The 26860-nt window shown below is 69.2% G+C and carries 30 protein-coding genes and 1 pseudogene; 14 read left to right on the forward strand and 17 right to left on the reverse strand.

Annotation, left to right across the window (positions count from 1 at the left end; translation table 11 throughout):
• A pseudogene (locus ACRDSQ_RS23815) lies at nt 1-240 on the forward strand (hypothetical protein); the annotation flags it as partial.
• 7 nt (nt 241-247) lie between these two features.
• The gene (locus ACRDSQ_RS23820) at nt 248-1012 is read left to right on the forward strand and encodes an ESX secretion-associated protein EspG (RefSeq protein ID WP_431424152.1); all 765 of its coding nucleotides are present in this window, start codon (nt 248-250) and stop codon (nt 1010-1012) included.
• A gap of 31 nt (nt 1013-1043) precedes the next feature.
• Here ACRDSQ_RS23820 and ACRDSQ_RS23825 read toward each other — a convergent pair whose 3' ends face one another.
• Nucleotides 1044-2396 carry an NYN domain-containing protein gene (locus tag ACRDSQ_RS23825; RefSeq protein WP_431424153.1) on the reverse strand — a complete coding sequence of 451 codons (1353 nt, stop codon included), beginning with the start codon at nt 2394-2396 and terminating at the stop codon, nt 1044-1046.
• Nucleotides 2397-2493: 97 nt separating this feature from the next.
• Between ACRDSQ_RS23825 and ACRDSQ_RS23830 the strand changes: the two genes are divergently transcribed.
• A complete protein-coding gene (locus ACRDSQ_RS23830) occupies nt 2494-4212 on the forward strand; it encodes a DEDD exonuclease domain-containing protein (protein WP_431424154.1) in 1719 nt (572 codons plus the stop codon).
• Nucleotides 4213-4233: 21 nt separating this feature from the next.
• Here ACRDSQ_RS23830 and ACRDSQ_RS23835 read toward each other — a convergent pair whose 3' ends face one another.
• Nucleotides 4234-4659 (reverse strand): YbaB/EbfC family nucleoid-associated protein, encoded by a 426-nt coding sequence (locus tag ACRDSQ_RS23835; protein WP_431424155.1) that lies wholly within the window; start codon nt 4657-4659, stop codon nt 4234-4236.
• 85 nt (nt 4660-4744) lie between these two features.
• On the opposite strand from ACRDSQ_RS23835, the gene ACRDSQ_RS23840 reads away from it, so the two are divergent.
• Nucleotides 4745-5029 carry an Lrp/AsnC family transcriptional regulator gene (locus tag ACRDSQ_RS23840; RefSeq protein ID WP_187223898.1) on the forward strand — a complete coding sequence of 95 codons (285 nt, stop codon included), beginning with the start codon at nt 4745-4747 and terminating at the stop codon, nt 5027-5029.
• Here the strand turns inward: ACRDSQ_RS23840 and ACRDSQ_RS23845 are convergent.
• From ACRDSQ_RS23845 to ctaE, 5 genes are all read right to left on the reverse strand, one after another.
• The gene (locus ACRDSQ_RS23845) at nt 5026-5811 is read right to left on the reverse strand and encodes a tat pathway signal sequence (protein ID WP_431424156.1); all 786 of its coding nucleotides are present in this window, start codon (nt 5809-5811) and stop codon (nt 5026-5028) included. The two genes, ACRDSQ_RS23840 and ACRDSQ_RS23845, sit on opposite strands and share 4 nt — an antisense overlap.
• Before the next feature lie 198 nt (nt 5812-6009).
• A complete protein-coding gene (qcrB, locus tag ACRDSQ_RS23850) occupies nt 6010-7656 on the reverse strand; it encodes a cytochrome bc1 complex cytochrome b subunit (RefSeq protein ID WP_431424158.1) in 1647 nt (548 codons plus the stop codon).
• A complete protein-coding gene (gene qcrA, locus ACRDSQ_RS23855; RefSeq protein WP_431424159.1) occupies nt 7653-8789 on the reverse strand; it encodes a cytochrome bc1 complex Rieske iron-sulfur subunit in 1137 nt (378 codons plus the stop codon). The genes qcrB and qcrA overlap by 4 nt, the downstream gene beginning before the upstream one ends.
• Nucleotides 8786-9583 (reverse strand): cytochrome bc1 complex diheme cytochrome c subunit, encoded by a 798-nt coding sequence (gene qcrC, locus ACRDSQ_RS23860; RefSeq protein WP_431424161.1) that lies wholly within the window; start codon nt 9581-9583, stop codon nt 8786-8788. Before qcrC ends, qcrA begins: the two co-directional genes overlap by 4 nt.
• Nucleotides 9584-9642: 59 nt before the next feature.
• A complete protein-coding gene (gene ctaE / locus ACRDSQ_RS23865) occupies nt 9643-10272 on the reverse strand; it encodes an aa3-type cytochrome oxidase subunit III (protein WP_431424162.1) in 630 nt (209 codons plus the stop codon).
• Between the two features lie 229 nt (nt 10273-10501).
• Between ctaE and ACRDSQ_RS23870 the strand changes: the two genes are divergently transcribed.
• On the forward strand, nt 10502-10912 hold the full coding sequence (locus ACRDSQ_RS23870) for a hypothetical protein (RefSeq protein WP_431424164.1): 411 nt from the start codon (nt 10502-10504) through the stop codon (nt 10910-10912).
• A 1-nt stretch (nt 10913) separates the two neighbouring features.
• A complete protein-coding gene (gene trpD / locus ACRDSQ_RS23875) occupies nt 10914-11954 on the forward strand; it encodes an anthranilate phosphoribosyltransferase (protein ID WP_431424165.1) in 1041 nt (346 codons plus the stop codon).
• 54 nt (nt 11955-12008) lie between these two features.
• Here the strand turns inward: trpD and ACRDSQ_RS23880 are convergent, their stop codons facing one another.
• The 5 genes from ACRDSQ_RS23880 to ctaC form a co-directional block, all read right to left on the reverse strand.
• Complete coding sequence (locus tag ACRDSQ_RS23880) at nt 12009-12152, reverse strand: GPGG-motif small membrane protein (RefSeq protein ID WP_431424166.1); 144 nt, start codon at nt 12150-12152, stop codon at nt 12009-12011.
• Nucleotides 12153-12212: 60 nt separating this feature from the next.
• Nucleotides 12213-13199 (reverse strand): 2-hydroxyacid dehydrogenase, encoded by a 987-nt coding sequence (locus ACRDSQ_RS23885; RefSeq protein WP_431424167.1) that lies wholly within the window; start codon nt 13197-13199, stop codon nt 12213-12215.
• Nucleotides 13192-14364 carry a pyridoxal phosphate-dependent aminotransferase gene (locus ACRDSQ_RS23890; RefSeq protein WP_431424168.1) on the reverse strand — a complete coding sequence of 391 codons (1173 nt, stop codon included), beginning with the start codon at nt 14362-14364 and terminating at the stop codon, nt 13192-13194. Before ACRDSQ_RS23890 ends, ACRDSQ_RS23885 begins: the two co-directional genes overlap by 8 nt.
• 239 nt (nt 14365-14603) lie before the next feature.
• On the reverse strand, nt 14604-15002 hold the full coding sequence (locus ACRDSQ_RS23895; protein ID WP_431424169.1) for a cytochrome c oxidase subunit 4: 399 nt from the start codon (nt 15000-15002) through the stop codon (nt 14604-14606).
• Between the two features lie 52 nt (nt 15003-15054).
• A complete protein-coding gene (gene ctaC / locus ACRDSQ_RS23900; RefSeq protein WP_431424184.1) occupies nt 15055-16017 on the reverse strand; it encodes an aa3-type cytochrome oxidase subunit II in 963 nt (320 codons plus the stop codon).
• Between the two features lie 290 nt (nt 16018-16307).
• Here ctaC and asnB point away from each other — a divergent pair, with 290 nt between their 5' ends.
• Nucleotides 16308-18236: an asparagine synthase (glutamine-hydrolyzing) gene (asnB, locus tag ACRDSQ_RS23905; RefSeq protein ID WP_431424170.1), complete on the forward strand. Its 1929-nt coding sequence runs from the start codon at nt 16308-16310 to the stop codon at nt 18234-18236.
• 160 nt (nt 18237-18396) lie between these two features.
• Here asnB and ACRDSQ_RS23910 read toward each other — a convergent pair whose 3' ends face one another.
• Nucleotides 18397-18660, reverse strand: a complete 264-nt coding sequence (locus ACRDSQ_RS23910) for a helix-turn-helix domain-containing protein (RefSeq protein ID WP_431424171.1) — start codon at nt 18658-18660, stop codon at nt 18397-18399.
• A 32-nt stretch (nt 18661-18692) separates the two neighbouring features.
• Between ACRDSQ_RS23910 and map the strand changes: the two genes are divergently transcribed.
• Complete coding sequence (gene map / locus ACRDSQ_RS23915) at nt 18693-19457, forward strand: type I methionyl aminopeptidase (protein WP_431424172.1); 765 nt, start codon at nt 18693-18695, stop codon at nt 19455-19457.
• Between the two features lie 68 nt (nt 19458-19525).
• Here map and ACRDSQ_RS23920 read toward each other — a convergent pair whose 3' ends face one another.
• Nucleotides 19526-20461: a carbohydrate kinase family protein gene (locus ACRDSQ_RS23920; protein ID WP_431424185.1), complete on the reverse strand. Its 936-nt coding sequence runs from the start codon at nt 20459-20461 to the stop codon at nt 19526-19528.
• Nucleotides 20462-20656: 195 nt separating this feature from the next.
• Here ACRDSQ_RS23920 and ACRDSQ_RS23925 point away from each other — a divergent pair, with 195 nt between their 5' ends.
• Nucleotides 20657-20824, forward strand: a complete 168-nt coding sequence (locus ACRDSQ_RS23925; RefSeq protein WP_431424173.1) for a hypothetical protein — start codon at nt 20657-20659, stop codon at nt 20822-20824.
• A gap of 83 nt (nt 20825-20907) precedes the next feature.
• On the opposite strand, the gene ACRDSQ_RS23930 is transcribed toward ACRDSQ_RS23925, so the two are convergent.
• A complete protein-coding gene (locus ACRDSQ_RS23930) occupies nt 20908-21273 on the reverse strand; it encodes a HesB/IscA family protein (protein WP_091371760.1) in 366 nt (121 codons plus the stop codon).
• Nucleotides 21274-21403: 130 nt separating this feature from the next.
• Nucleotides 21404-22504, reverse strand: a complete 1101-nt coding sequence (locus ACRDSQ_RS23935) for a glycerate kinase family protein (RefSeq protein ID WP_431424174.1) — start codon at nt 22502-22504, stop codon at nt 21404-21406.
• 45 nt (nt 22505-22549) lie between these two features.
• Between ACRDSQ_RS23935 and ACRDSQ_RS23940 the strand changes: the two genes are divergently transcribed.
• Nucleotides 22550-23200: a DUF3043 domain-containing protein gene (locus ACRDSQ_RS23940; RefSeq protein ID WP_431424175.1), complete on the forward strand. Its 651-nt coding sequence runs from the start codon at nt 22550-22552 to the stop codon at nt 23198-23200.
• Nucleotides 23201-23245: 45 nt separating this feature from the next.
• Nucleotides 23246-24235 (forward strand): aldo/keto reductase family protein, encoded by a 990-nt coding sequence (locus tag ACRDSQ_RS23945; RefSeq protein WP_431424176.1) that lies wholly within the window; start codon nt 23246-23248, stop codon nt 24233-24235.
• A 17-nt stretch (nt 24236-24252) separates the two neighbouring features.
• Here ACRDSQ_RS23945 and ACRDSQ_RS23950 read toward each other — a convergent pair whose 3' ends face one another.
• Nucleotides 24253-24453: a hypothetical protein gene (locus ACRDSQ_RS23950; RefSeq protein WP_431424178.1), complete on the reverse strand. Its 201-nt coding sequence runs from the start codon at nt 24451-24453 to the stop codon at nt 24253-24255.
• 25 nt (nt 24454-24478) lie between these two features.
• On the opposite strand from ACRDSQ_RS23950, the gene ACRDSQ_RS23955 reads away from it, so the two are divergent.
• From ACRDSQ_RS23955 to cobS, 3 genes are read left to right on the forward strand one after another with little or no spacing between them, the layout of a single operon-like run.
• Complete coding sequence (locus ACRDSQ_RS23955; protein ID WP_431424180.1) at nt 24479-25009, forward strand: bifunctional adenosylcobinamide kinase/adenosylcobinamide-phosphate guanylyltransferase; 531 nt, start codon at nt 24479-24481, stop codon at nt 25007-25009.
• A 27-nt stretch (nt 25010-25036) separates the two neighbouring features.
• On the forward strand, nt 25037-26092 hold the full coding sequence (gene cobT / locus ACRDSQ_RS23960) for a nicotinate-nucleotide--dimethylbenzimidazole phosphoribosyltransferase (protein WP_431424181.1): 1056 nt from the start codon (nt 25037-25039) through the stop codon (nt 26090-26092).
• A 4-nt stretch (nt 26093-26096) separates the two neighbouring features.
• On the forward strand, nt 26097-26831 hold the full coding sequence (gene cobS, locus ACRDSQ_RS23965; RefSeq protein ID WP_431424183.1) for an adenosylcobinamide-GDP ribazoletransferase: 735 nt from the start codon (nt 26097-26099) through the stop codon (nt 26829-26831).
• Nucleotides 26832-26860: the final 29 nt, after the last annotated feature.

Raw genomic sequence — 26860 nt, forward strand, 5'->3', positions numbered from 1 at the left:
GGTAGCGGAGCGCGTGCCGGTGCGTTCGCGGCGGAGTCCGCCGCACGGGGTATGGGCGGCGGGTCCGGCGCCGGTCGCGGCGGCGCGGGCATGGGCGCGGGCGGCATGGGCGGTGGCGGCGGACGCGGGCAGGGTGGCGAGGACGAGGAGCACACGCGCGCGTCGTTCCTGCAGGAGGCCGACCCCGATTCGCTGTTCGGCACCGACGAGATCACCGCGCCTCCCGTGATCGGCGGGTGACCGCCCGATGAGACCCCTGGCCGACCTGTCGCCGGTCGCGTTCGACGTGCTGTGGACCGACCTGAAACTGGGCATGGTGCCGTTCCCGCTGGAGATCCAGTCCGTCACCCTCGACGAACGCGCCCGCATCCGCGCGGCCGTGCACGCCGATCTCCGCGGGCGCGGGGTGTTCCACAACGGACGGCCCAGCCCCGCGCTGGAGGAAGCCCTGCGCCTGCTGTCCAGGCCCGCGGTGTCGATCAGTCTGATGACGCTGCATGACGACACCCCTGACAGGCCCTCCGGCGCGCTCGTCGCCGCCGCGGGCCGACAGGCGGTGCTGGCAGTGCAGCGGGAACGGTCGATCAGCCTCGCGGAGGTGCGGGACACGGCGATGGTCGGCTCGATCGTCGACCTGCTGCCACCCAACCGCCCTGGACCCGGCCGCTCGGTCACCGTGCCCGCCCCTGCCGCCGTTGGCGGGCACGACGCGCAACCCCAGGGCTACACCCGCACGATGACCGCGCAAGGCCAGCACCAAGCCGAGATGCGGCAACTGTCCGCGGTGATGGAACGCCCCATCCAGCGCGCGGGGATGATCAACCTCACTGTCCGCGACACGCAGAGCGGCGCACCGTCCGGCCTGACCTGGATCGACAACGACCAGGGCCGCTACACCCTCAGCGGCAAGATCGGCCCGGACGGCCGGATCTGGACCACCCTCACCCCGGCCGACAACCCCCGCCTGGCCACACGCCTGGCCGATCTCCTCAGCGCCGCCACCCGAACCTAGGCCGACATTCGCGAGTCGGCGGAGGTGGTGATCAAATCCGCCCAAGGCGCGCGAGCAGGACGGCGGAGGGCACCGGGTGGGCGCCGCGCCGCCGGACCGCGTCGGCCACCGCCCGGTCGGACGTGACGACGACGACTGGCCTGCCCTCGGGTTCCGCGGTGACCAACGCCTTGATCACGTCGTCGGCGAGGACACCGGGATCGCTGAACAGGACCCGGACCCCGCGCGGGGCGGCGACCGGCACGGCCACCACTCCCGCGCCGTCGAACACCAGGGTGACCTCCGCCGAGGTTCGCGCGGCGAGGGAGGCGAGCTGGCGGACCAGGCGGTCGCGCTGGTCGGCCAGGGAGAGTTCCGCGTAGCCGGTCTTGGTGACGTTGTACCCGTCGACGACCAGGTGCACCGAGGGCAGCGCGAGCAGCCGGTCGAGCGCGGCCGGGTCCTCGACCCGACCCGCCACGCCTTGGGCCGCCGTGGCGCCCCGGACAAGGTCCGCGGGCCGGGGACCGCCGCCGCCGAGGGCGAGTTCGCGGCGCAGGCCGGTGACGGCGCCGTCGAGGGTGTCCACGAGCAGGGCCAGGCGCACCTCGTCGGCTTGGCGGGCCTCACGGGCGGACTGCCGGGCGATGTCGGCGTCGGCCTCGGCGCGTTCGGCGCGGCCCCGCTCGGTCTCGACCCGGTCGCGTTCGCGGTCGCGCTGCTCGGTGAGCGCGGCGACCTGGGCGGCGCACTCGGTGCGGACCCGGTCGACCGCCGCCTGGGCGCTCTCGGCGGTGTCCTTGGCCTCCCGCAGCTTCACGCCCTGGTCGCGCAGACGCTTGCGCAGCCGCTCCACCTCGGCCTCGGCCTCGGCCCGCACCCGGTCGACCGCGCCCGCGGACTCGTCGAGCAGGGCCTGCACCCGGGCCAGGTCGGCTTCGACCTTCTGCAGCCGGGCGACGGCGGTGTCCCGCTCTGCCCGCAGGGATGTGTCCGAAGCGCGCCTGGAGACCAGCTCCAGGTAATGCACCGCGGATTCCTCGCCGAGCAGCACGGCGGCCGCGGCGACGCTGACCGGGTCGTTGCCCCCGAGGTCGAGCGCGGCGGGCTTGTTCTCCCGGCACCACTGCACGACGGCGGTCCGAAAGCCGACGACGTCGCGCAGTCCGGCGATGATGGCCGAACCGCCCAGCCGCGCCCGTTTGCTGGGCGCGAACCGGGCCACCGGGCGGACCATCTGCGGAATGTCGACCGGCGGCAGCGACCCGACCGCGTCGGCGCCGAGCTCGGCGATCCGGTTCCTGACCGCGTCGGGCAGGGTCGACCAGTCCACGGCCGCGTTTTCCGCGCCGTCCACGGTGGACGGTTCGGGGCCGGGGTCTTCCGGCTGGGGCGGCGTGGCCATTCGGTAAGGCTAGTGGCTGAGGCCGGGCGCGACGTGACGGCTCCTCGGCCGTGGGACGCGGCGGAAGTGTCGGTGGTGTGATCTAGCTTCGGCGGTGATGAGCACCGCATCCGCCACCCGCACCCAGCTCGCCTTCGACGAGCTGGGAACGCCACTGCGCGAGACCACCTTCGTCGTCTTCGACCTGGAGACGACGGGCGGCAGCGCGGAGACCGACGCGATCACCGAGTTCGGCGCCGTCAAGGTGCGCGGCGGCGAGGTGATCGGCGAGTTCGCCACCCTGGTCGACCCGGGCCGGGGCATCCCACCGGAGATCATCGCGCTGACCGGCATCACCGACGCCATGGTCTACACGGCGCCGAAGATCGAGGCGGTGCTGCCCGCGTTCCTGGAGTTCGCCGCCGGGTCGGTGCTGGTGGCGCACAACTCCGGCTTCGACGTCGGGTTCATCAAGGCGTCCTGCCGCAAGCTCGGCTACCGCTGGCCGAAACCCGCGGTCGTCTGCACGGTGCGGCTGGGTCGCCGAGTCCTGACCCGAGAGGAGGCGCCCAGCTGCCGCCTCTCCGCCCTGGCCGCACTGTTCCGCGCCGCGACGATGCCCAACCACCGAGCCCTGGCCGACGCCCGCGCGACAGTCGACGTGTTGCACGGCCTGCTGGAGCGGGTGGGCTCACTCGGCGTCCAGTCGCTGGAGGAACTGCTCGACTACCTGCCGGAGGTCACGGCCGCCCAGCGCCGCAAACGCACCCTCGCCGAGGACCTGCCGAACGAACCCGGCGTCTACCTGTTCAGAGGACCGTCCGAGGAAGTCCTGTACGTCGGCACCGCCTCAGACCTGAAACGGCGGGTCCGCCAGTACTTCACCGCGGGCGAGACTCGACGCAGGCTGCGGGAGATGGTCAGCCTCGCGGTCCGGGTCGACACGGTCACCTGCGCCCACCCACTGGAGGCGGAGGTACGGGAGCTGCGGCTGCTGTCGGCCCACAAGCCGGCGTACAACCGGCGGTCCAAGAACGCCCGGAATTCGTGGTGGATCACGCTGACGGAGGAACCGTTCCCCCGCCTCTCGATCGTCCGACGAGCGAGAGATGGCGCCCTGGGCCCGTTCCGCAGCAAGCGAATGGCCGACGAAGCCCTACTGGCTCTGCAGGACGCCACCGGCATTCGCCCTTGCACGGTAAGGATTCCCGCGAAGGCGGCCACCGGAAGCCCTTGCGCCCTGGCGGAACTGGACCGCTGCGGCGCACCGTGCGCGGGAAGGCAGACGGTCGAGCAATACAAAACCCTGGTCCACGCCGTGGACGCCTTGGTGGCAGGCAGACACCTGGACCCGTTGCGGCTCTTGGAATCCCGACTAGCCGCACTGTCCACCGAGGAACGATTCGAACAAGCGCGCACCGGCCGAGACAGAATGTCCACCCTTATCCGCGCCCTGGACCGAGGCCAACGACTCGCGGCCCTCGCATCGGTCGCCGAACTGGTCGCGGCCCGACCGGACTCGGCGGGCGGGTGGGAGTTCGCGGTAGTCCGCCACGGCCGACTCGCTTCGGCGGGGGTGGCCAGGCGAGGGGTGCAGCCGATGCCGGTCGTGGAGAACTTGGTGGCCTCGGCGGAAACAGTGATCCCCGGCGAGGGCCCACTGAGGGGAGCACCGGCCGAGGAGGTGGGCGTGGTCTTACGGTGGCTCGACCGCCCAGGAACCCGAATGGTCCGCTGCACCTCACCGTGGGCCGAACCCGCCGAATGCGCCGCGAGATGGCGCCCATGGCTGGACATCGCCGACCGCGCACGAGTCTCACTGGTGATCCGAGACTGATCCGCAAAGGTGACGGCGCGATCACCACTTGTCCGCGTCGCGGAGCACCACCGTCTCATCACCGAAGTCGTCATCGTCGCGAACGACAGGCCGCTTGGGTGCCGTGCTGTCGGCTTCGACGGGCTCCGGCACCGGAATCCTCTGCACCACCGCAGCGTCCCCACCAAGCGGCTGGAACGCCTGAGCCACCCCCACCGCCGCGCTCTGCCGAGCCTGCCGTGTCAGCGCGAGGATCTCCGAGGCCAACTCCGAAGCCGACTTCCGCAGAGCCGAGTCCTCCAGCTTGAGGTCCAAAAGGGCCCCGGAAGCCGCCACCGTCACCGTCACCGACTCGGACCGCTCGGTTGCCCCCGCGGCCTCGACGTGCGATTTGAACTCGGTCGCCTTCTGCTGCAGGTCCGCCACTTTCCGCTCGAAGTCCGCCAGCCACTCGTCCGGAGTCTGCACGTCTGTCTCCCCTGTCGTACGGTCGCCGTCGAGAGCCTAGTGTCTTCGGCGGCTAGGCTCAGGAGAACCGACAAGGGAGCGTCAGATGATCACCGCGATCGTGTTGATCCGGGCCGCGACGGACAGCATTCCCGAGACCGCTCAGGCGATCGCGGACATCGAGGGTGTCGCCGAGGTGTACTCGTGCGCGGGTGACGTCGACTTGGTCGCCATCGTCCGGGTCGCCCAGCACGAGGAGTTGGCGCAGCTGATTCCCGATGAGATCAGCAAGGTCGACGGTGTCCTCGACACCGACACCCACATCGCGTTCCGTTCGTACTCAAGCCGCGACACCGACGCCGCGTTCGACATCGGTGTCGACGAGGGCTAGAAGCGCCCGTCGAAGAGCATCCTGGCGACCTCGCTGACCGTTGTCCGGCCGTCTTCCTGGCCGCCGCGGCCCGCGAGGTTGTTCATGATCGCCACCGTGTAGCGCTCGTCCGGCCCGACGAAGCCCACGCTGTTCATCACCGAGCCGCCCTCCTCGTCCGACCAGCCCGCCTTCACCCCTGGCCGGGCCGCCGGGCCCGCGGCCCACAGGCCCCACTGCTGGTTGGGTCCGACGGTCCGCATCCGGTCGACGATCGCCCTGCGGTCGGCCGCGGGCAGGTCGGTCAGGACGTAGCTGATGAGCCGTTCCAGGTCGCTCGCCGTGCACTTCTGGAAACCCCAGTACGGGAACACCTTCCCGAAGCCTGGTTGCGGCTTCAGCGACGTCATGCCGAAGGCGGGGAAGGCATTGTTGAACGCCAGGTGGTCGCGGCCGCCGAACTTCGACCACAGTGCCGTCGCCGACTCGTCGTCGGAGCTGTGCAGCATCGCGTCGATCGCGCGGAGGTCCGCGGGCGACAGGTGGATCTTGCGTTCGCGCGAGCGCACGAACAGGTCGACGACCATCGCGAGTTTGATCGTGGACGCGGTCCACGTCAGGTCCTCGGCGTGCCCGTTGCGCCACACCGCGCCGGTGACGCGGTCGCGCACGACGATGCCGACTGTTCCCGGTCTGCCCGCCAGGTAGGTCTCCACGGCGGCGAAGCGGCCCTGGAAGTCACAGTCGAAACCGGTTTCGGGCAGGGGGCACGCGGCGTGCGCCGCCTGCACGTGGCTCGTCACGGGCAGTGTCTCCGGGGTGCTTGATCGGGCGGGTGCACAGGACAGTACGGCGGACACGGCGATTCCGCTCGCGACCCACCGCTGCCATCTTGAACGCGACCCCAGCACCGCGGCAGGCTACCGCGCGCCGCCTCCGAAGATCCCAGGAAACGAAAAGGGGCGGCACCCCTGATGAGGTGCCGCCCCTATTCGACTGACCTAGTGACTCTTCGGCTCTTCGGCCTTGGTCGCCTCGATCTCGGTGTGGCCGTTGTGCTGGGCAGCGCGGGCCCTGGCCAGTGCCGTGGTCTCCTCGACCGGGTCCGGCGTGAGCCAGGAACCGGCGACGGGCGCACCCGCGGAGCCGAGCTTGTTCATCTTCTTCGGCACCGCCGCGCCCTGGTACTCCAGCGGGATCGGGTGGCCGTGGTCGTCCACCGGGCCGAGCGGCTGGTGGATCTCGATGAACTCGCCGTGCGGCAGCCGCTTGATGATGCCGGTCTCGACACCGTGCTCCAGCACCTCGCGGTCCGAGCGCTGCAGGCCCAGGCAGATCCGGTAGGTGATGAAGTACGCCAGCGGCGGCAGCACGAGCAGGCCGATCCGGCCCATCCACGTCGTCGCGTTGAGCGAGATGTCGAACTTCTCGGCCAGCACGTCGTTCGCGGCCGACAGCAGCGACACCATGAAGTAGGTGATCGCCATTATGCCGAGGCTGGTGCGGACCGGGACGTCACGCGGACGCTGGAGCAGGTTGTGGTGCGCGTAGTCCTTGGTGAACCAGCGCTCGATCCACGGGTACGCCGCCGCGATGCCGCCGAGCAGCGGCAGACCCAGTTGGAACGGGAAGAACGCCGCCGGGATCGTGTAGTCCCCGAGATAGATCTCCCACGCGGGCCAGAGTCGGATCAACCCGTCGGTCCAGCCCATGTACCAGTCGGGCACCGTCCCCGCGGAGATGTGCGCCGCGTTGAACGGTCCGAAGTTCCAAATCGGGTTGATCTGGAACAGGCCACCCAGGGCCGCGGTGACGCCGACGACGACGGCCATGAACGCGCCGCCCTTGATCGCGAAGACCGGCATGATCCGGACGCCGACGACGTTGGTCTCCTTGCGCCGCACGCCCGGGAACTGGGTGTGCTTCTGATACCAGACCAGCGCGAGGTGGACGCCGATGAGCGCGAGCAGGATGCCCGGCAGCAGCAGGATGTGGACCGTGTAGAGGCGCGGCACGATGTCCTCGCCGGGGAACTCGCTGCCGAAGAGCAGCCAGTGCACCCAGGTGCCCACGACCGGCAGCGACAGCAGCAGGCCGGACATGATCCGCAGGCCCGCGCCGGAGAGCAGGTCGTCGGGGAGCGAGTAGCCCGCGAAGCCCTCGAACGCGCCGAGCAGGAACAGCAGCACGCCGATGACCCAGTTGACCTCACGCGGGCGCCGGAAGGCGCCGGTGAAGAACACCCGGAACATGTGGCAGACGATCGCCGCCATGAACAGCAGGGCCGCCCAGTGGTGGACCTGCCGGGCGAACAGGCCGCCGCGGACATCGAAGGTGATGATCAGCGTCGACTCGTAGGCCCGCGACATCTCCAGGCCACGCAGGTTGACGAACGAACCCTGGTAGACGACCTCCTGCATGGAGGGGTCGAAGAACAGCGCCAGGTAGGTGCCCGAGAGCAGCAGCACGATGAAGCTGTAGAGCGCGATCTCGCCAAGCAGGAACGACCAGTGCGTCGGGAAGACCTTGTTCATCTGGTGGCGCATGCCCTTGGCCAGGTGATAGCGGTCGTCCGCCCACTTGGCAGCTCCACCCGCGGCACGCGAGGCGGCTGAGTTGGCCTTGGTGGGAGATGTGATTGCGCTCATGACTTCCGCTCCCAGAATGCGGGCCCGACCGGCTCGATGAAATCGCTCCTGGCAATAAAGTAGCCGGTTTCCTCATCGACTTCGATGGGCAACTGGGCCAGCTTGCGGGTCGCGGGACCGAAAATGGGCTTGGCGTACGCCAACGCGTCGAACTGCGACTGGTGGCACGGGCACAGGATCCGGTTGGTCGCGTCCTCGTACAGCGAGGTCGGGCAGCCGAGGTGGCTGCAGATCTTCGTGTACGCGTAGTAGTCGCCGTAGTTGAAGTCTTCCTGGCCCTGGTGCTTGACGACCTTGCGGCCGTCCTCGGAGCGCAGGCGGATCAGCATGACCGGGTTGTCCGAGCGCTTGAGCGCCTTGGACAGCGCGTGGTGGTCCTCGCGCTCCGACTCGCGGAACGGGAACACCGTTTCCATCGAGCCCGCGGACAGGTCTTCGGGGCGGACCAGGGAGATCTCGTGCGCGTGGCCGGTGGCGCGGCGCAGGAAGACCTTCTCGCCCTGCTTCTCCTGCTTCCAGCCGGTGTGCCAGAGCGAGTCCTTGGAGTCGGTCTGCGCCCACGGGTCGCGGACCAGGCCGCCGATGGCGAACACGCCGATACCGAGGCCCATAGCACCCGCGCCGAGGCCTGCGGAACGCTTGATCAGCGAGCGGCGGGCGATGGTGGTGCGGTCACCCGCGTCGGCGAGCTCGGCGAGGATCGTCGCCTTGTCCAGTTCGGACGAGCCGCCGTCGCTGCGCTGCTGCACCGCGACCTCGTGCGGGACGAACTTCTTCATGTAGAGCAGCGCGCCGACACCCACACCCAGGACCGACAGGCCCAGGGTCGCGCCCAGCATCGGGGTGAACAGCGAGTACATGAGGTACCCGTCGGTGTTCGGCGCGACGTAGGCGTGCGGCCAGAACAAGAACACACCGATGAACGCGAACCCGGCGAGCGCCGCGATCAGGAACCACAGCGCGACGGCGCGCTCGGCGCGCTTCTCCGCGCGGGTGCCCTTGACCGGCCACGGGTCGGGGTATTCGACCAGTTCGACGCCGTCGAGCTTGGCGCCGAGCTTGACCAGGTCGTCCCGGGACATCTGGGCCAGCTCTTCGTCGCTGGGCAGGTCCTGGGGGGTGTTCGAACTCATGACTTCGCCCCAATCCAGAGGGTGATGCCGACCAGCGCCGCCATACCCACGATGAACGCGATCAGGCCTTCGGACTGCGGACCAAGGCCGCCGATCGGGTTTCCGCCGGGGTTGTTGTTCCCGTCGGTCACCGACTTCACGTAGGCGATGATGTCTTTCTTCTCAGCCGGGCTGAGCTGGCGGTCGGAGAACGTCGGCATGTTCTGCGGGCCGACGAGCATCGCCGCGTAGATCTCGGTCTCGCTCACACCGTCGAGCGACGGCGCGAACTTGCCCGAGGACAGCGCTCCGCCGCGGCCGGTGAAGTTGTGGCACGAGGCGCAGTTCAGCCGGAACAGCTCGCCACCGCGGGCGGGGTTGTCGCCGACGAGCTTCTCGCCCGACTCCTCGGGCAGCAGGGTGCCGCCGCCCTTGGACTGGACGAACGCCATCAGGGCGTCGATCTCCTCTGGGGTCAGCTTCGCGGGCTTGCGCTCGATCTGCGCTTCCTGACGCGTCGCGGGCATCCGCCCGGTCGCGGTCTGGAAGTACACCGACGCCTCGCCCACACCGATGAGGCTGGGACCGCGGTCGGTCACGCCCTCGAGGTTGGCGCCGTGGCAGCTGATGCAGGTGTTGTTGTAGATCTGCTCGCCCTTGCGCAGCGCGGCCGGGTCGCCCTGGGCCTGTGCGACCTGCGGCTGCGGCGCGAACGCCGAGTACAGCAGGCCGAGCGTCATCAGCGCCATGCCGAGCGCCAGCAGGCCCGCGACGCGCCTGCGGCCCTTGGTGTGGCTCCGTTGTTTCTTGGTCATTTAAGCGGCAACCCTTGCTGTCAGTGCGGGCCGGGCGAAGCTGTGGTGGTAGGCGGCCATCACGGCACCAGGTAGATGACCGCGAACAGTCCGATCCACACGATGTCGACGAAGTGCCAGTAGTACGAGACCACGATCGCCGATGTGGCCTGGGCCGGGGTGAACTTGCTCAGCCGCGTCCTGATCAGCAGGTACACGAACGCGACGAGACCGCCGATGACGTGCAGGCCGTGGAACCCGGTGGTCAGGAAGAACACGGTGCCGAACCCGCCCGAGGGGATGGTGACACCCTCGTGCACGAGCTGAACGTACTCGTAGGCCTGGCCGCCGACGAAGATCGCACCCATGATCAGCGTCAGGATGTACCACCGGCGCAGGCCGAACACGTCGCCCCGCTCGGCGGCGAACACGCCGAGCTGACAGGTGAACGACGACGCCACCAGGATGATGGTGAACGGCAGCGCGAAGGGCAGGTTCAGGTGGATCGGCTCACCGCCCGCCTCGAGGGGCGGGGGCCAGTGTCCGGTCGCGTTCTGCGCCTTGACGGTGAAGAACATCGCGAACAGGCCGGCGAAGAACATGAGCTCGCTGGACAGCCACACGATGGTGCCGACGCTGACCATGTTCGGCCGGTTCAGCGAATGCACACGCTGACCAATGGAGGGCGCTGCTGTTGTCACGCGACGCATTATGTCGTGCGTGTGACCGCGATGCCGTATCGGGTCCACGGCGGGTCGCACGTCGTGCCGGTCACACCTTGACGATCGTGGGCGAGCATGCCCCCCGACCGGCGAACCTTCGGCCGTTCGGCCGGACAACCGCACGTCGGGCCCCACTTGGACGCCTTGGCCCAGGCCCGGACGTGAGACCGATAACATCGTGTCCACCAGCACCTGGCCTAGCGAAGGACCCCAGCGCATGAGCACGCAGCCACTGAAGATCCTGGTGTTCAGCCACCGCCCCGAGGTCCGGGAGACCATCGTCACAGCCATCGGCCGACGTCCGGCCGCGGATATCGGCCGCGTCGCCTATATCGAGGTCGGCACGGTGGCCGAGGTGCTGATGGAGATGGACGGCGGTGACATCGCTCTCGCGATCCTCGACGGTGAGTCGCAGCCGACCGGCGGCATCGGTTTGTGCCGTCAGCTCAAGAACGAGATCGATGAGTGCCCGCCGATCGTCATCGCGGTGCGCCGCAAGGACGACCGGTGGCTGGCCACGTGGTCGCAGGCCGACGCGGTGGTCGTGCACCCGCTCGACCCGCTGACCGCCGCCGAGACGGTCGCCGACGTGCTGCGGTCGAAGCGCCTTCCCGTCGCGCGTGGCTGACATGACCGACCGAACCTGGCCCCGCCTGCTCAACCAGCTGATCGACCGGGTTGACCTCGCCGCCGAGGACACCACCTGGGCGATGAACGAGATCATGTCCGGCAGCGCGACCCCGTCGCAGATCGCCGGGTTCGCGATCGGCCTGCGCGCCAAGGGCGAGACGGCCGCGGAGATCGCGGGCATGGCCGAGGGCATGCTGGCGCACGCCAAGCTCGTCCATGTCGGGGGCAACGCCGTCGACGTGGTCGGCACCGGCGGCGACCAGGCCCACACGGTGAACATCTCCACGATGAGCGCCTTGGTGACCGCCGCGGCGGGCGTGCCGGTGGCCAAGCACGGCAACCGCTCGGCGTCCTCGCAGTGCGGCACCGCCGACGTCCTCGAAGAGCTCGGCGTGGCGATCGAACTGTCCCCCGACGCCGTCGCCACCTGTGTGCGCGAGGTCGGCATCGGGTTCTGCTTCGCTCCCGCGTTCCACCCGGCGCTCCGGTTCGCCGGCCCGACCCGGCGCGAGCTGGGAGTGCCCACGGCGTTCAACGTGCTGGGGCCGCTGACGAACCCGGCCCAGCCGACCGCGGGCCTGGTGGGCTGCGCGAACGCCCGGATGGCGCCGATCGTGGCCGAGGTGTTCGCGCGGCGCGGCGCGAGCGTGCTGGTCGTGCGCGGCGACGACAACCTCGACGAGATCACCACGACCACCACCACCTCGGTGTGGGTGGTCAGCGGCGGCAAGGTCCGCGAGGACCGGATCGACCCGGCGAAGGTGGGGATCCAGGCCGCCGAGCCGCAGGATCTGCGCGGCGGCGACGCCACGTACAACGCCCAGGTGATCCGGGATCTGGTGGCCGGGAAGACCGGCCCGGTCCGTGACGCTGTGGTGCTCAACGCCGCGGGCGCCATCGCTGCGTTCCGCGGGCTTTCCGCCGATGTGCACGCCGACTTGGAGGCCGCCCTCGGGCAGGCCACGCTCGCCCTGGACTCCGGCGCGGCGAGCACTCTGCTGGACCGCTGGACCGTGCGGTCCACGGAGCTGGCGGGCTGACTCGACGAAGCCCGTGCGCGCAGTGCGCACGGGCTTCGTCTTTGTAGCGGTAGGTCAGGTGAAGATGCTGACGCCGCCGGGTCCGATGAGCAGGCCGAGCACGATCAGTAGCGCGCCGTAGAGCATCTGTCCACGAATCAGGGTGACAACACCACCGATCACGAGCACCACGGCGATGATCCATAACAGGGTTGTCATGACTTCTACCTCCTCAGCGCCGGGATGCCCATCGGCCGAGGTAGTCAAACCTTCTACCTCCTAGTCACTGAGTGCTTCCGGGTTGAGCAGCGCCCGCGGCCTGGTTCCCGCGAGACCGTCGAGCAGGTTCTCCACCGCCAGCAGGCCCATCGCCGCCCTGGTCTGCACGGTGGCGCTGCCCAGGTGCGGGACGATCGTGACCGCGCCCAAGTCGAGCAGTGACTCCTCGACGATCGGCTCACGCTCGAACACGTCGAGGCCCGCGCCGAAGATCTCGCCCGCGCGAACCGCGTCGGCCAGCGCCTTCTCGTCCACGACGGGGCCACGGGCGGTGTTCACCAGCACGGCCGACGGCTTCATCCTGGCGAAGACTTCGGCGTTGAACAGGTGCCGCGTCGCCGGGGTCAGCGGGCAGTGGACCGAAATCACGTCGGACTCGGCCACCAGCTGGTCGAACGTGCGCAGCTCGGCCTTGAGCTCCCCCTCGATGTCCGCGGGCAGCGGACGCGAGTTGTGGTAGACCACCCGCATCCCGAAGCCGAGCGCGCGGCGGGCCGTGGCCTGGCCGATGCGGCCGCAGCCGACGATGCCGATGGTTCGGCCGTAGAGCTCTTGGCCGAGCATCATCCGCGGATCCCAGATCCACTCTTCGCGCGAACGCAGGAACCGGTCCCCCTCAGCGACCCGGCGCACACAGGACAGGATCAGCGCCCAGGCCAGGTCGGCGGTGGCCTCGGTCAGCACATCCGGGGTGTTGGTCACCAGGATGCCCCGACGCGTGCACTCGGGGATGTCGATGTTGTCGACACCCACCGCGTAGTTGGCCACGACCTTGAGCTGCGGGCCCGCCGCGTCGAGGAGTTCGGCGTCGACCTTCTCCGTGAGCAGGGTCAGCAGCCCGTCCTTGCCCTTGACCCGGCGCAGCAGCTCTGAGCGCGGGATGGCCGTCGGCGGACCCTCGTAGAGGTCCACGGCACAGGTCCCGTCCAGGGCCGCCATGGCCTCGTCGACGAGCCTTCGGGTGAGCAGGATCTCCGAGTCAGCCATGGGCGACCTCTCCGGCGAGTTCGGCGAAGGCGGCGAGCGCGGCGCGGATGTTCTCCGGCGAGTTGGCGTAGGAGAACCGCAGGTAGCCCTCACCATAAGCGCCGAACGCGGTTCCCGGCAGCGCCGCGACGCCCGCCTTGTTGAGCAGCAGGTCCGACAGCTCGCCCGAGGACTTGCCCAGGCCGGTGATGTTGGGGAACGCGTAGAACGCGCCGCCCGGCCGGACGCAGGACACACCGGGGATGGCGTTGAGGCCGTCGACGATGATGTCGGCCCGCTCGGCGAAGGCGGCCTTCATCCTGGCGACCTCGTCCCACGGGCCGTCAAGGGCGGCCACGGCCGCGTGCTGGCTGAACGCCGACGTGCAGGACACCGAGTTGATGACGAGCCTGCTGATCGGCTCGACCAGCTTCTCCGGGAACACCCCGAAGCCGAGCCGCCAGCCGGTCATGGCGAAGGTCTTCGACCAGCCGTCGAGCAGGATCGTCCGCTCGGCCATGCCGGGCACGCTCAGCACGCTGCGGTGCTCGCCGTCGTACTGCAGCGCCCAGTACACCTCGTCGGTGAGGACGATCAGGTCACGCTCGATGGCGATCTTGGCGATGGCCTCGATCTGCTCCTGCGAGAGCGAGCTGCCGCACGGGTTGTGCGGGGAGTTGAGGATGAGCAGCTTGGTCCGGTCGGTCACCAGCGACGCGAGTTCGTCGGGGTCGATGGTGAAGTTGTTGGACTCGCGCAGCGGGATCGGCACCGGGGTGGCGCCCGCGAACGACGTGATCGAGGCGTACATCGGGAAGCCGGGGTCCGGGTAGATGACCTCGTCGCCCTCCTCGCACAGCGCCATGATCGCGAAGAACATGATCGGCTTCGCGCCGGGCGTGATGATCACCCGGTCCGGCGTGGTGGTGAGCCTGCCCGTGCGCTCGAGGAAATCGGCGACCGAGGTGCGGAGTTCGGGAATTCCGGGCGCGGCCACGTAATGCGTGTGCCCTTTGCTCAGCGCTTCCTGAGCGGCGCTCTCGATGTGCGCCGGGGTGTCGAAATCGGGCTCGCCGATCTCCATGTGGATGATCTGACGGCCGGTCTTCTCCAGGACTTTCGCCTTGGCGAGCACCTCGAACGCCGACTCGGTGCCGAGACGCTCCATTCGACGGGCAAGTTTCACGAACGCTCCTTCTGCTGGCTGCCACCGGGGGTTCTCCACGAGGGCAGGGACAGGTCAGCGCGATCGTGCCAGGTTTGCGGCGTCGGGCGTATCGACCGAGAAGGTGTCCTCGCGAATTGGGGGAATAAGCACAGGCCTATTCACCCGATCAGCGGAGATACCGTGAATTACGAAAGGTCTGTTAAAAGTTAAACGCCGCCGAGACGAGATCTCGGCGGCGTTCAAGCGTATTGCGCAGCTCAGTCGTGCTCGGGCCTGGTGTGGTACTCGAAGACCAGCCCGCCGATGGTGAGCAGGACGAGGACGATCGCGATCACGAGGAGCCAGATCTGCCAGAACGCCATCGCGACACCGGTCAGCGCCGCGGAGGCAGCCAGGGCGACCGGCCAATAGCTGCCGGGGCTGAAGAAGCCCAGCTCGCCCGCGCCGTCGCTGACCTCGGCTTCGGGGTTGTCCTCGGGCCGCTGGGTGATCCGGCGTGCCACGAAGTGGAAGTACGAACCGATGATCAGCGACAGGCCGCCGGTCAGGATCAGGCCGACCGTGCCCACCGGCTCCTTCGCCCACACGCCATAGAGGATGGCGGAGAGAAAGAAGAAGATGGTCGTGACGTCGAAGAGCCTGGCTTCGACCTTCATGCTGTCCTCACATTCACCTGACGACCGTTGATTCCGCTGTCCGGTCCCGGCCTCAGCCGGAACCCTTGCGCGCAGTGCGGTCGGTGTTGAACGGCGACGTGGTCACCGCGTGCGGCGTGCACAGCTCGCCGCAGTTCATCTGGGCCAGCGCCTCGGCCGTGGTGTAGCCCTTGCCTGTCTTCGGGTTCACCTTGGTGCGCAGCGCCATGTACTGGTCGAACAGCTCCGGCGTGATGGCCCGGATCTCGAAGTTCATCGCCGAGTGGTACGTGCCGCACAGCTCGGCGCAGCGGCCGACGAACGACCCGGTCCGGTCGATCTCGTTCTGGAACGTCGAGTCCTGGTTGTTCTTGTCCGGGTGCGGGAAGGCGTCCCGCTTGAACAGGAACTCCGGGATGAAGAAGGAGTGGATGACGTCGGTCGCGCGGAGATTGTAGTGGATCTTCTTGTTGATCGGGAGGACCAACAGCGGGATCTCCGTCGAGCTGCCGATCGTGCGGACGGTCGTGTCACCCGGCGCGGCGGGGACGTCGAGGGCGCCCTTGGTGTTGATGTACGACTTGTGGTCGAACTCCCAGTTCCACTGGAAGGCAACGACGTCGACGGTCACGTCCGGCTTGTCGGTCTCGGCCTGGACGTAGTTCTGGGTGGTCGCGGTGAAGTAGAACAGCACGACGACGATGACCACGGGGATCGCGGTGTAGATGATCTCCAACACGTGGTTGTACTGGAACTGCCGGGGCAGCTTGTCCCCGCGCTTGCGGTGGGCGATGACCGGCCACAGCATCAGCGCCCAGGTCAGCACGCCGATCACCAGCGAGGCGATGACCGACCAGGTCCAGAAGTCGCGCATGCGGTGCGCCTGTGGGGTGACGCCCTCCGGCCAGCCGAAGCGCAGCACCTCGTCGGTGGAGCAGCCGCTGGCGGCGAGGACGACCAACACGGCGAGACCGGCGACCTTGGCCAGCCGTGTCACCGACGTGCGGTTCCGGTGCTTTTCCGCACCGGAGGCCATGGGTGTGCCCACTGCTCGACTCCTCCTATTGCGATCCTCGCCGGTTCCGGGGAACCCGCGCGGGAAGGCGATCTCGTACCCATGCCCGATTTCGGCGCTCCCACCCCGCTGGGCAGGGAGGAACAGCGCTCTGTCGAGCACTGCGGAGCCTAGCCCAGCGACCCACGCCACACCCCCGGAGGGTGAGCGCTATGTCGGTCACACTCCGCGCGGCGCGGTGGATTCGCGCACCGGCATACTGACCACTCCCCCGCGATACTCCGGCTCGATACGAGAGGTGCGCGAGAAGCGTGTGCGGTCTGCTTGGTCTGGTTTGTCCTTCTGAGATGGATGCCGTGGCTGCGCGGTCGGCTGTGGGCGCCGCGATGCGCTGCCAACGGCACCGTGGGCCCGATGAGAGCGGGACGTGGACGGGGGGAGAGGCGGTCTTCGGCTTCAACCGGCTCTCGATGATCGACATCGAGCACTCCCACCAGCCGCTTCCGTGGGGTCCGCCCGAGTCGCCGGAGCGGTACACGCTGCTCTTCAACGGCGAGATCTACAACTACCTCGAGCTGCGGGCGGAGCTGACCCAGCGCTTCGGCGCCCGGTTCACCACCGACGGCGACTCCGAGACGATCGTCGCCGCCTACCACTACCTGGGCGAAGAGGCCGTCACCCGGCTGCGCGGCATGTTCGCGTTCCTCATCTGGGACGGGCAGAAGCAGGTGCTCTTCGGCGCCCGCGACCCGTTCGGTATCAAGCCGCTGTTCTACGCGGCGGGCCCCGGCGGCGTGGCGTTCTCCAGTGAGAAGAAGTCGATCCTGGAGCTCACCGGCCTGATCGGCGTCAACCAGGAACTCGACCGCCGCGCCCTGCAGCACTACCTGACGCTGCAGTACGTGCCGGAGCCCGCGACGCTGCACACCAAGATCCACCGCATCGAGTCGGGCACGTCGTTCACGCTGACGCCCGGCGAGGAGCCGGTGACGAAGCGCTACTGGGCGCCGCGGTTCACCCCGAAGCCGGTGCACGGCCCCGCCGACGCCGAGGCGCTGTACTCGCGCATCGCCGATGTGATGAGCGACTCGGTCCGCATGCACATGCGCGCCGACGTGACCGTGGGCTCCTTCCTCTCCGGCGGCATCGACTCGACCGCGATCGCCGCGCTGGCCCGCGAGCACAACCCGGACCTGATCACCTTCACCACCGGGTTCGAGCGCCAGGGCTACTCCGAGATCGACGTGGCCGCCGAGTCGGCCGCCGCGATCGGGGTCAAGCACGTGGTGAAGACGGTCTCCGCGCAGGAGATGATGGACGCGCTGCCGCTGATCGTCTGGTACCTCGACGACCCGGTGGCCGACCCGGCGCTGGTCCCGCTGTGGTTCATCGCCCGCGAGGCCCGCAAGCACGTCAAGGTCGTGCTGTCCGGCGAAGGCGCCGACGAGCTGTTCGGCGGCTACACGATCTACCGCGAGCCGATCTCCCTGGCGCCGTTCGAGCGCGTCCCGGGCACCCTGCGGCGGGTCATGGGGAAGGTCTCCACAAAGATCCCCGAGGGCACCCGAGGCAAGGACCTGCTGCGTCGTGGTGCGCTGTCGCTCGAGGAGCGCTACTACGGCAACGCGCGGATCTTCCGGGACGACCAGTTGGAGAAGGTCCTGCGCACCTTCAACCCGGCGGTGAGCCACAAGGACATCACCGCGGGCCCGTACCGCGACTCGGTGAGCTGGGACCCGGTGACCCGCATGCAGCACGTCGACCTCTACACGTGGCTGCGCGGCGACATCCTGGTCAAGGCCGACAAGATGACCATGGCCAACAGCCTCGAGCTGCGGGTGCCGTTCCTGGACCCCGAGGTGTTCAAGATCGCCGCCCAGGTGCCGCTGGAGCAGAAGATCACCCGCGAGACCACCAAGTTCGCCCTCCGCCAGTCGCTGCGAAAGGTGGTCCCGGCGCACGTGCTGAACCGCCGCAAGCTCGGCTTCCCGGTGCCGATCCGGCTGTGGCTGCGCGAGGAGATGTACGAGTGGGCCCGTGACATCGTGATGACGTCGCAGACCGACGCCCTGATCGACAAGAACGCGGTCCTGCGCCTGCTGGAGGAGCACAAGTCGGGCACCCTCGACCACAGCCGCCGCATCTGGGCGCTGCTGGTGTTCATGCTGTGGCACGGCATCTTCATCGAGCGCCGGATCGCCCCCGTCATCCCGGAGCCGCACTACCCGGTGAAGCTCTAGCGACACCGCCCCCGCGCGACAACAAAACCCCCACCCACCACGGGGGGCTGCCCTTGGCCAGTCTATCGGTGGGTGGGGGTTTTGCGGTCGGTGTGCGGATTCCTGTGGATGGTTCGGCTGGACTGTGGACAACCCGCTTGCGCGGGCCCGGTGGGCGACGTCAGGCGCTCAAGCGTCCTGGGTCGGTCGCGGTTTGGGTGATCAAGTCCTCAAGGGACAGTCCCACCGCGGTCGCGATCGCCGCCACCGTGAAGAAGGCGGGAGTGGGCACCCGGCCGCGCTCGATCTTGCGCAGGGTCTCCACCGAGATACCCGCGTCCGCCGCGACCTCCACCATGCTGCGGCCCGCCCGCGCGTCGCGCAGAATCCGGCCCAGGAGTTCGCCTCGGTCACGCTCGAACGGCGTCAGGGGTGGTCGCACCATACCGTCATACTAATACCGGTATAGTTATCCGCATGATCGAGCTGAAGACCCCCGCGGAACTGGACGCCATGCGAGCCGCGGGGAAGGTGGTGTCGGCCGCGCTGGCCGCCGTCCGCGAGGCCGCGGCGGTGGGCGTGCGGCTGCTCGACCTCGACGAGGTCGCCAGGGCCGTGCTGGCCGAACACGGGGCGAAATCGTCGTTCCTGGACTACCACCCGCACTTCGCGCCCACGCCGTTCCCGGCCGTGATCTGCGCATCCGTCAACGACGTGATCGTCCACGGCATCCCCGACGGCTACCGGCTCGGCGACGGTGACCTGGTCAGCGTCGACTTCGGCGCCAACATCGACGGCTGGCACGGCGACTCGGCAGTCTCCTTCGTCGTCGGCGAGGCCGATCCGGCCGACCTCGACCTCATCCGGACCACCAACGAGGCGCTCCAGGCCGCGGTCCGGGTCGCCGTGCCCGGTCGCAGGCTCGGCGACATCGCCCACGCCATCGGCGCCATCGGCCGCGCGGCGGGCTACGGCATCCCGGAGGACTTCGGCGGACACGGCATCGGCCGGGCGATGCACGAGCCGCCGAGCGTGCCCAACGACGGCGACCCCGGCCGCGGCATGACCCTGCGCGCGGGCATGGTGCTGGCCATCGAGCCGATGTTCCACGCGGGCGGCAAGGACTCTTACCGCGTCGCCCCGGACGGCTGGGCGCTGCGCACCACCGACGGCAGCCGCGCCGCGCACACCGAACACACCGTCGCCATCACCGGCGACGGCCCACGAATCCTCACCGCCTGACTCTGTCCCAGAAAGCAATCCGTCCCCGACACGTCACGAGTCGGGGACGGATTGCGTGCGGTGATGAGTCAGCCCGGAAGCACGGCGCCGATCTCGGCCGCGGCCTCGGGGCCGAACGCGCCGCCGATGCGGGTGAGCGCCTCGGCCTTGTCGAAGGTCCACTCCTGCGGGCCGACGGTCTCCAGCACCAGCACGGCGATGAACGACCCGAGCTGGGCCGACCGCTCAAGGCTGAGCCCCTGGGTCAGGCCCGCCAGGAAGCCCGCGCGGAAGCCGTCGCCGACGCCGGTCGGGTCGGCCTTGGCCGTCTCGGGCACGGCGCTGACGTGCAGCACGGAGCCGTCCGAGCCGACGATCTCCACGCCCTTCTCGCCGAGGGTGGTGATGCGCATGCCGACGCGGGACATGATCTCCGCCTCGGACCAGCCGGTCTTCTGCCGCAGCAGTTCCCACTCGTAGTCGTTGGTGAACAGGTAGTCGGCGCCGTCGATGAAGGTCTTGAGCTGCTCGCCGTTCATCCACGCCGTCTGCTGCGACGGGTCGACGCCGAAGGTGTAGCCGCGGGTGCGGCACTCCTCGGCGTGGCGCTGCATGCCCTCGGGGTCGTCCGGGCTGATCAGGACCAGGTCGAGGCCCCCGGCCCGCTCGGCGACCGGGAGCAGCTCGATGAGCCGGGACTCCGACATGGCGCCCGCGTAGAACGACGCGATCTGGCACATGTCGTCGTCGGTGGTGCAGACGAAGCGCGCGGTGTGCGCGACCTCGGAGACCCGCACGCCGGAACAGTCGACGCCGTGGCGCTCAAGCCAGGAACGGTAGTCGGCGAAGTCGTCGCCGACGGCGCCGACGAGGATCGGCGAGCAGCCCAGGACGCCCATGCCGAAGGCGATGTTGGCGCCGATGCCGCCGCGGCGCACGACCAGGTCGTCGACGAGGAAGCTCAGTGAGATCCGGTGCAGCTGCTCCGCGACGAGCTGCTCGGCGAACCTCCCGGGAAAGTGCATGAGGTGATCGGTCGCGATGCTTCCGGTGACGGCAACGGGCACGAGGCCTTCTCCCTGTCGGCTGGTCGACTTCGGTGTCGACATCGGTGGCGCGATCTGGTCGATGCCACTCGCTCGGGTGGCATTTGGTCACCGTTGAACACTACCGGTTAGTACCTCTGTGCCGGACCCGTCAACGTGCCTAACGTCGGGTTCGTGAGCACACCCGACCCGGACACCATGGACGAGCTGATCGCCGACTGCGCGGCCATCCCGTCCTCGTTGATGGCCGACCCGGCGGTCATCCCCAGGTCCCGCGCGGCGCACTGGTCTGTGGACGAGAAAACCGCCGCACAGGTCGCGGAACTGGACGAGTACGTCTAGAACACCAGAGCACCCGCAACAAGGCCGCAATCCAGCAAAGAGGGCCACGATCAGTGCGATCGTGGCCCTCTTTGTGTGTCAGATCAGTGGAAGCTGTCGCCGCAGGCGCAGCTGCCGCCGGCGTTGGGGTTCTCGATGGTGAAGCCCTGCTTCTCGATCGTGTCGACGAAGTCGATGACGGCACCCTGGACGTACGGGGCGCTCATCCGGTCGACCGCGACCTTGATGCCGCCGAACTCACGCAGCAGGTCGCCGTCGAGCGAGCGCTCGTCGAAGAACAGCTGGTAGCGCAGGCCCGCACAGCCGCCCGGCTGCACGGCGATGCGCAGGTGCATGTCGTCGCGGCCTTCCTGCTCGAGCAGGGCCTTGGCCTTCGCCGCGGCGGCGTCCGTCAGCTCCACACCGTGGGTGGTGGCCGCTTCGGCGGTGTTCTCCTGAGCGGTCGTCATCGTTCTCCCTAAGTCAGGTTCCTCGCGGGAGCGAAGTCCCACGCGGGCGGTACACCCGGCACCAACAAGGGTACGTGCCGATTTGTTCCACCCTCCATGATGTCACAGTGGGTGGCCGGGCCCGGTGCGGTCAGCGCCACTGCTTGGCCACGTGCTCGGCCAGTTCGGCGAGCGTTCCGCCCGGGTCGGACATGGAGCGCTTCACCGATCCGACGTGCTCGGAGACCGAGTACGCGGCTTCGATCCCGGCCGCGGCGGCCTGTTTGCGGCCGACCGCGACCTGCCCGGCGAGCGCGAGGCAGGGCACGCCGTGGGCGGCGGCGACGCCGGACACGCTGGTCACGAGCTTGCCGCGCAGTGACTGCCAGTCGAAGCTGCCTTCGCCGGTGACGACGAGCTGGGACTGCCCGATCACGCTGCCGAGGTTGGTCGCGCCGCTGACGAGGTTCGCGCCGGAGACCGACTCGCAGCCCAGGGTCAGCAGGGCGAAGCCGAGGCCGCCCGCGGCGCCCGCGCCTGGAGTGTCGCGCTCATCACGTCCCGTTCGGGCGGAGACCACGTCGGCCCAGGCCGTGAGTGCGCGTTCGAGCCGCTCGACGGCGGCCGGGTCGGCACCCTTCTGCGGGCCGAAGGTCACGGCGGCGCCGTGCGGGCCAAGGAGCGGGTTCTCCACGTCGGACGCGGCGATGAGGAGCGCGCGCCCGAGGTCCGCGGCGCCTTCGAGCCGCACGCACTCGGCGAGCGACTCCACCGGGTTGCCGTCCTTGTCGACGGCGACGAGGCCGAGGGCGGCGAGCGCGCCCGAACCGCCATCGGTCGTGGCGGACCCGCCGAGTCCGATGGCGATCTCGTGGGCGCCCAGGTCCCGTGCGGCGGCGATCAGCTCTCCGACGCCCCGGGTGGTGGCCCGTTCACACATCTCGGCCCGCTGTTCGCGCGGGACCAGGTGCAGGCCCGCGGCCTCCGCGGACTCGATGTAGGCGACCCCGGCGTGCATCAGCCACTTCGCTTCGACGGGGGTGCCCAAGGGACCGGTGACGACGGTGCGGTGCAGGACTCCGCCGATGGCTGTGTGCAGCACATCGACGAAGCCGGGGCCCCCGTCGGCCAGCGGTCGGAGGATGAGTTCGTGCTCTGGTGCGCCGCGTCGCCACCCGGTGGCGATGGCGTCCGCGGCCTGCGCGGCGGTGAGGGTGCCGCCGAAGCAGTCCGGGGCGATGACGACTCGCATGAGCCGCAGCGTAGCGATCAACGGCACTGTCCTACCCTTGTCGCTGTGAGGTTCCTTCGCCGTAACTCAGCAGACAGCACCGACTCGCAGGTCGAGGAGGCTGCCGTCGCCGTCGGCGAGGACGCCCCCAAGGCCCACACGCCGGGCAAGGGCAGGCCGACCCCGAAGCGCCGCGAGGCCGAAGCGCGCAGGCGCGGGCCGGTCGCGCCGCCGCCGAAGACCACGCGCGAGGCGATGAAGCGCGCGCGCGGCAACAAGGAGGAGCGCAAGGCGCTCGCCGCCAAGCGCAAGGAGCAGCGCCTCGAAGGCCGCAGGCGGATGCTCGAGGGCGACGAGAAGTACCTGATGCCGCGCGACCGCGGGCCGGTCAAGGCCTACGTGCGCGACCTGGTCGACTCCAAGCGCAACCTGCTCGGGCTGTTCATGCCGCTCGCGGGTGTGGTGATCGTGTCGATGGTCGTGCCGTCGCTGGCGGTGCAGCAGTACGCGACCCTGGCCTCGCTGGCGATGCTGATCATGATGGTGATCGAGGCCGTCATCAACGGCCGCCGCATCACCCGCCTGGTCCGCGCGAAGTTCCCCAAGGAGAACATCCGCGGCGCCTCGATCGGCTGGTACGCCTTCGTGCGCGCCACCCAGATCCGCAAGCTCCGCGCCCCGAAGCCGCGGGTCGGCCCGGGCGACCCCATCAGCTGATTTCTCGCAAGACGTGATCGGCCGATTCTCACTAGTGTCGAGGACATGGAGTTTCGTCGACTTGGCCGTAGCGGCCTCAATGTCAGTGAGATCTCGTACGGCAACTGGCTGACCCACGGGTCCCAAGTGGAGGAAGACGCCGCGCACGCGTGTGTGCGGGCGGCCCTCGACTCGGGCATCACCACGTTCGACACCGCTGACGTGTACGCGAACACGAAGGCGGAGTCGGTTCTCGGTCGCGCGCTCAAGGGCGAGCGCCGCGAGGGGCTGGAGATCTTCACCAAGGTCTTCTGGCCGACCGGCCCCGGCGGTCCCAACGACAAAGGCTTGGGCCGCAAGCACATCATGGAGTCCGCGCACGCCTCGCTGCGCAGGCTCGAGACCGACTACGTCGACCTCTACCAGGCCCACCGGTACGACCGGACCGTGCCGCTGGAGGAGACGATGCTCGCCTTCGCCGACCTGGTGCGGCAGGGCAAGGTCCTCTACATCGGCGTTTCCGAGTGGACCGCCGAGCAGATCACCCGCGGTGCGGCGCTCGCCCGTGAGCTAAACGTCCCGCTGATCTCCAGCCAGCCGCAGTACTCGATGCTGTGGCGGGTCATCGAGGAGCAGGTCGTGCCCGCGTGCGAGCGGGAGGGGATCTCGCAGATCGTCTGGTCGCCGATCGCCCAGGGCGTGCTCACCGGCAAGTACAAGCCGGGCGCCGAACTGCCCGCCGGGTCGCGCGCGACCGACGAGTCCGGCGGCAAGAACATGATCTCCCGCTGGCTGCGCGACGACGTCCTCACCGCCGTGCAGAACCTGGAGCCGCTGGCGAAGGAAGCGGTCCTCTCCCTGGCCCAGTTCGCGGTGGCGTGGGTCCTGCAGAACCCGAACGTGGCGTCGGCGATCATCGGCGCGTCGCGGCCGGAGCAGGTCACCGAGAACGTCAAGGCGGCCGGGGTCAAGCTCGACGCCGACCTGTTGGCCAAGATCGACGACGTGCTCGAGGGCGTGATCGAGCGTGACCCCCGCCTGACCATGACTCCCTGAGCGGGAAACCCCCTGAGTCAGGCGGGTGGGTGCAGGCTCATCGGGCCGTAGATCTCGATGTTGCCCTCCACCAGGTAGACCTGATCGACCCCGAGGTCGAGGAGTTGCGGCCAGGTCGCGCTGAACCACTCCTCGGCCTCGGCCTGGCCGTCGAAGCTCTTCTCGGGCCCCTCGACCTCGGTGCCTGAAGCGTTCTCGTACCGCCAGCGGAAGCTCACGACACCAACGGTAACGTGCCACGCCGTGAACAGGACGCTTGTGCTGGGCGGCGCGCGCTCGGGAAAGTCGGCGCACGCCGAAGGCCTGCTGCCCGGCACCGCGGCCACCTACCTGGCGACCGCCCGGCGCATCGACGGCGACGCCGACTGGGACGCCCGCATCGACCGGCACATCGCCTCCCGGCCGGCGTCCTGGCGCACGGTCGAGACCCCGGACACGGACGCCCTGGTGGCGGCGCTAGACGCGGCCCGGCCCGACGACCCGCCACTGCTGGTCGACGACGTCGCGACCTGGCTCACCGGCGCCCTCGACGACGCCCAGGCGTGGGAGAGGACCGTCGACCTGACACCGGAGCGCGACCGCCTGGTCACCGCCGTCGCACGCTGCGCGGCCCGGCTGGTGATCGTCTCGGCGGAGGTCGGCCTGGGTGTCATCCCGGATACCCGCTCTGGCAGGCTCTTCCGTGATGAGCTCGGAGCGGTCAACGCGTCCCTGGCCGAGGTGTGCACCGAGGTGCTGCTCCTGGTCGCGGGCCTGCCGCTGCGGCTGAAGTGAGTTCCTGACACCCGGAGGTAGCTCGCGGTGAGCACCGTGTTCCCATCCGTCGAACCCCCCAGCGAAGCCGCCCGACGCGAGGCCGTGGCCAGGCACGAGACCCTCACGAAGCCGCTCGGGGCGCTCGGCAAGCTGGAGGAACTCGGCGTCTGGGTCGCGTCCTGCCAGGGTGTGTGCCCGCCGAAGCCGTTCACCCGGCCGCGGATCGTCGTGTTCGCGGGCGACCACGGCGTCGCGAAGCACGGTGTCTCGGCCTACCCCAGCGAAGTGACCGCGCAGATGGTCGCGAACTTCCTCACCGGCGGCGCCGCCATCAACGTCCTCGCCGCCACCGCGGGCGCCACCGTGCGCGTGGTCGACATGGCTGTGGACTCCGACGGTGAGGGCCTGCCCGACCAGGTCACCGCCCACAAGGTCCGGCGTTCGTCGGGTTCGGTCGACCGCGAGGACGCCCTCACCCAGGACGAGGTCGAGGCCGCCATCACCGCGGGTCGGGCCATCGCCGACGAGGAGATCGACGCGGGCGCCGACCTGCTGGTGGCGGGCGACATGGGCATCGGCAACACCACCCCGTCCTCCATTCTGATCGCCGCCCTCACCGGAGCCGAGCCGGTGGCCGTGGTGGGTCGAGGCACCGGCATCGATGACAACGCCTGGATGCGCAAGGCCACCGCCATCCGCGACGGCCTACGCCGAGCCCGCAAGGTCAGCGCCGACCCGGTGGCCCTGCTGCGCACCGCCGCGGGCGCCGACATCGCCGCCATGGCCGCCTTCCTGGCCCAGGCCGCGGTCCGCCGCACCCCCGTCATCCTCGACGGCGTCGTAGCAGGCGCGGCCGCCCTGGTCGCCGAGGAACTCGCCCCCGGCTCATCCCTGTGGTGGGTCGCGGGCCACCGCTCGGTCGAACCCGCGCACACCCTGGTCCTGGACCAGCTCAACCTGACCCCGCTCCTGGAGATGGACATGCGCCTGGGCGAGGGCTCCGGCGCCGCGGCGGCGATCCCCCTGGTCACAATGGCCACCCGCATCCTGGCCGAAATGGCCACCTTCACCGACGCCGGAGTCACCGAGCGGCCGGAGTAGTCGCATGCGGCTCGCGCTGTCCTGGCTCACGGTCCTCCCGTTCCACACGAACAAGGTCGACCGAGCCGCCGCACGCACAGCGATAGCCGTCGCCCCGTTGGTCGGCCTGCTGCTGGGCCTCACCGCAGCAGGCCTGCTCTACGCCGCCCACAAAGCGGGAATGCCCCCACTCCTGGCGGGCCTGCTCACAGTGGGTTTCCTGGCGTTGGCGACCAGGGGAATGCACCTCGACGGCTTGGCGGACACAGCAGACGGCCTCGGCTGCTACGGCCCCCCGGAACGGGCCCTGGCGGTCATGAAGGACGGCGGCGCGGGCCCTTTCGCCGTAGTCACCCTGATAGTCGTCCTGGGCGCCCAAGCAACAGCCCTCGCCGCACTCACCCCAGACCGCTGGCCTGCAGTAGTACTCGCCATCACCGCAGGACGCACAGCTTTCACCGCGTGCTGCCTCAAAGGCTTGAACCCAGCCAGACCAGAAGGCCTGGGAGCCCTGGTGGCAGGCACCCAACCCTGGTGGATCCCCACAGCCTGGCTCGCAGTGCTCACGGCAGCAGCAACCCAAGCAATCCCGAACAATTACTGGCTGGCCCCCACAGCAATCGCAATAGCCGCACTAACAGCGGCGGCATTCATCCGCCACACAATAAAAAGATTCGGCGGCGTAACAGGCGACACCCTGGGCGCAACCTGTGAACTAACAACAACGATAGTCCTGATAACAACGACACCAGCCCAATAGCCCAGGCAAAAACATGGCGGGTATGGGTT

The organism is Actinokineospora sp. (assembly GCF_050699995.1).
Classification (GTDB): domain Bacteria; phylum Actinomycetota; class Actinomycetes; order Mycobacteriales; family Pseudonocardiaceae; genus Actinokineospora.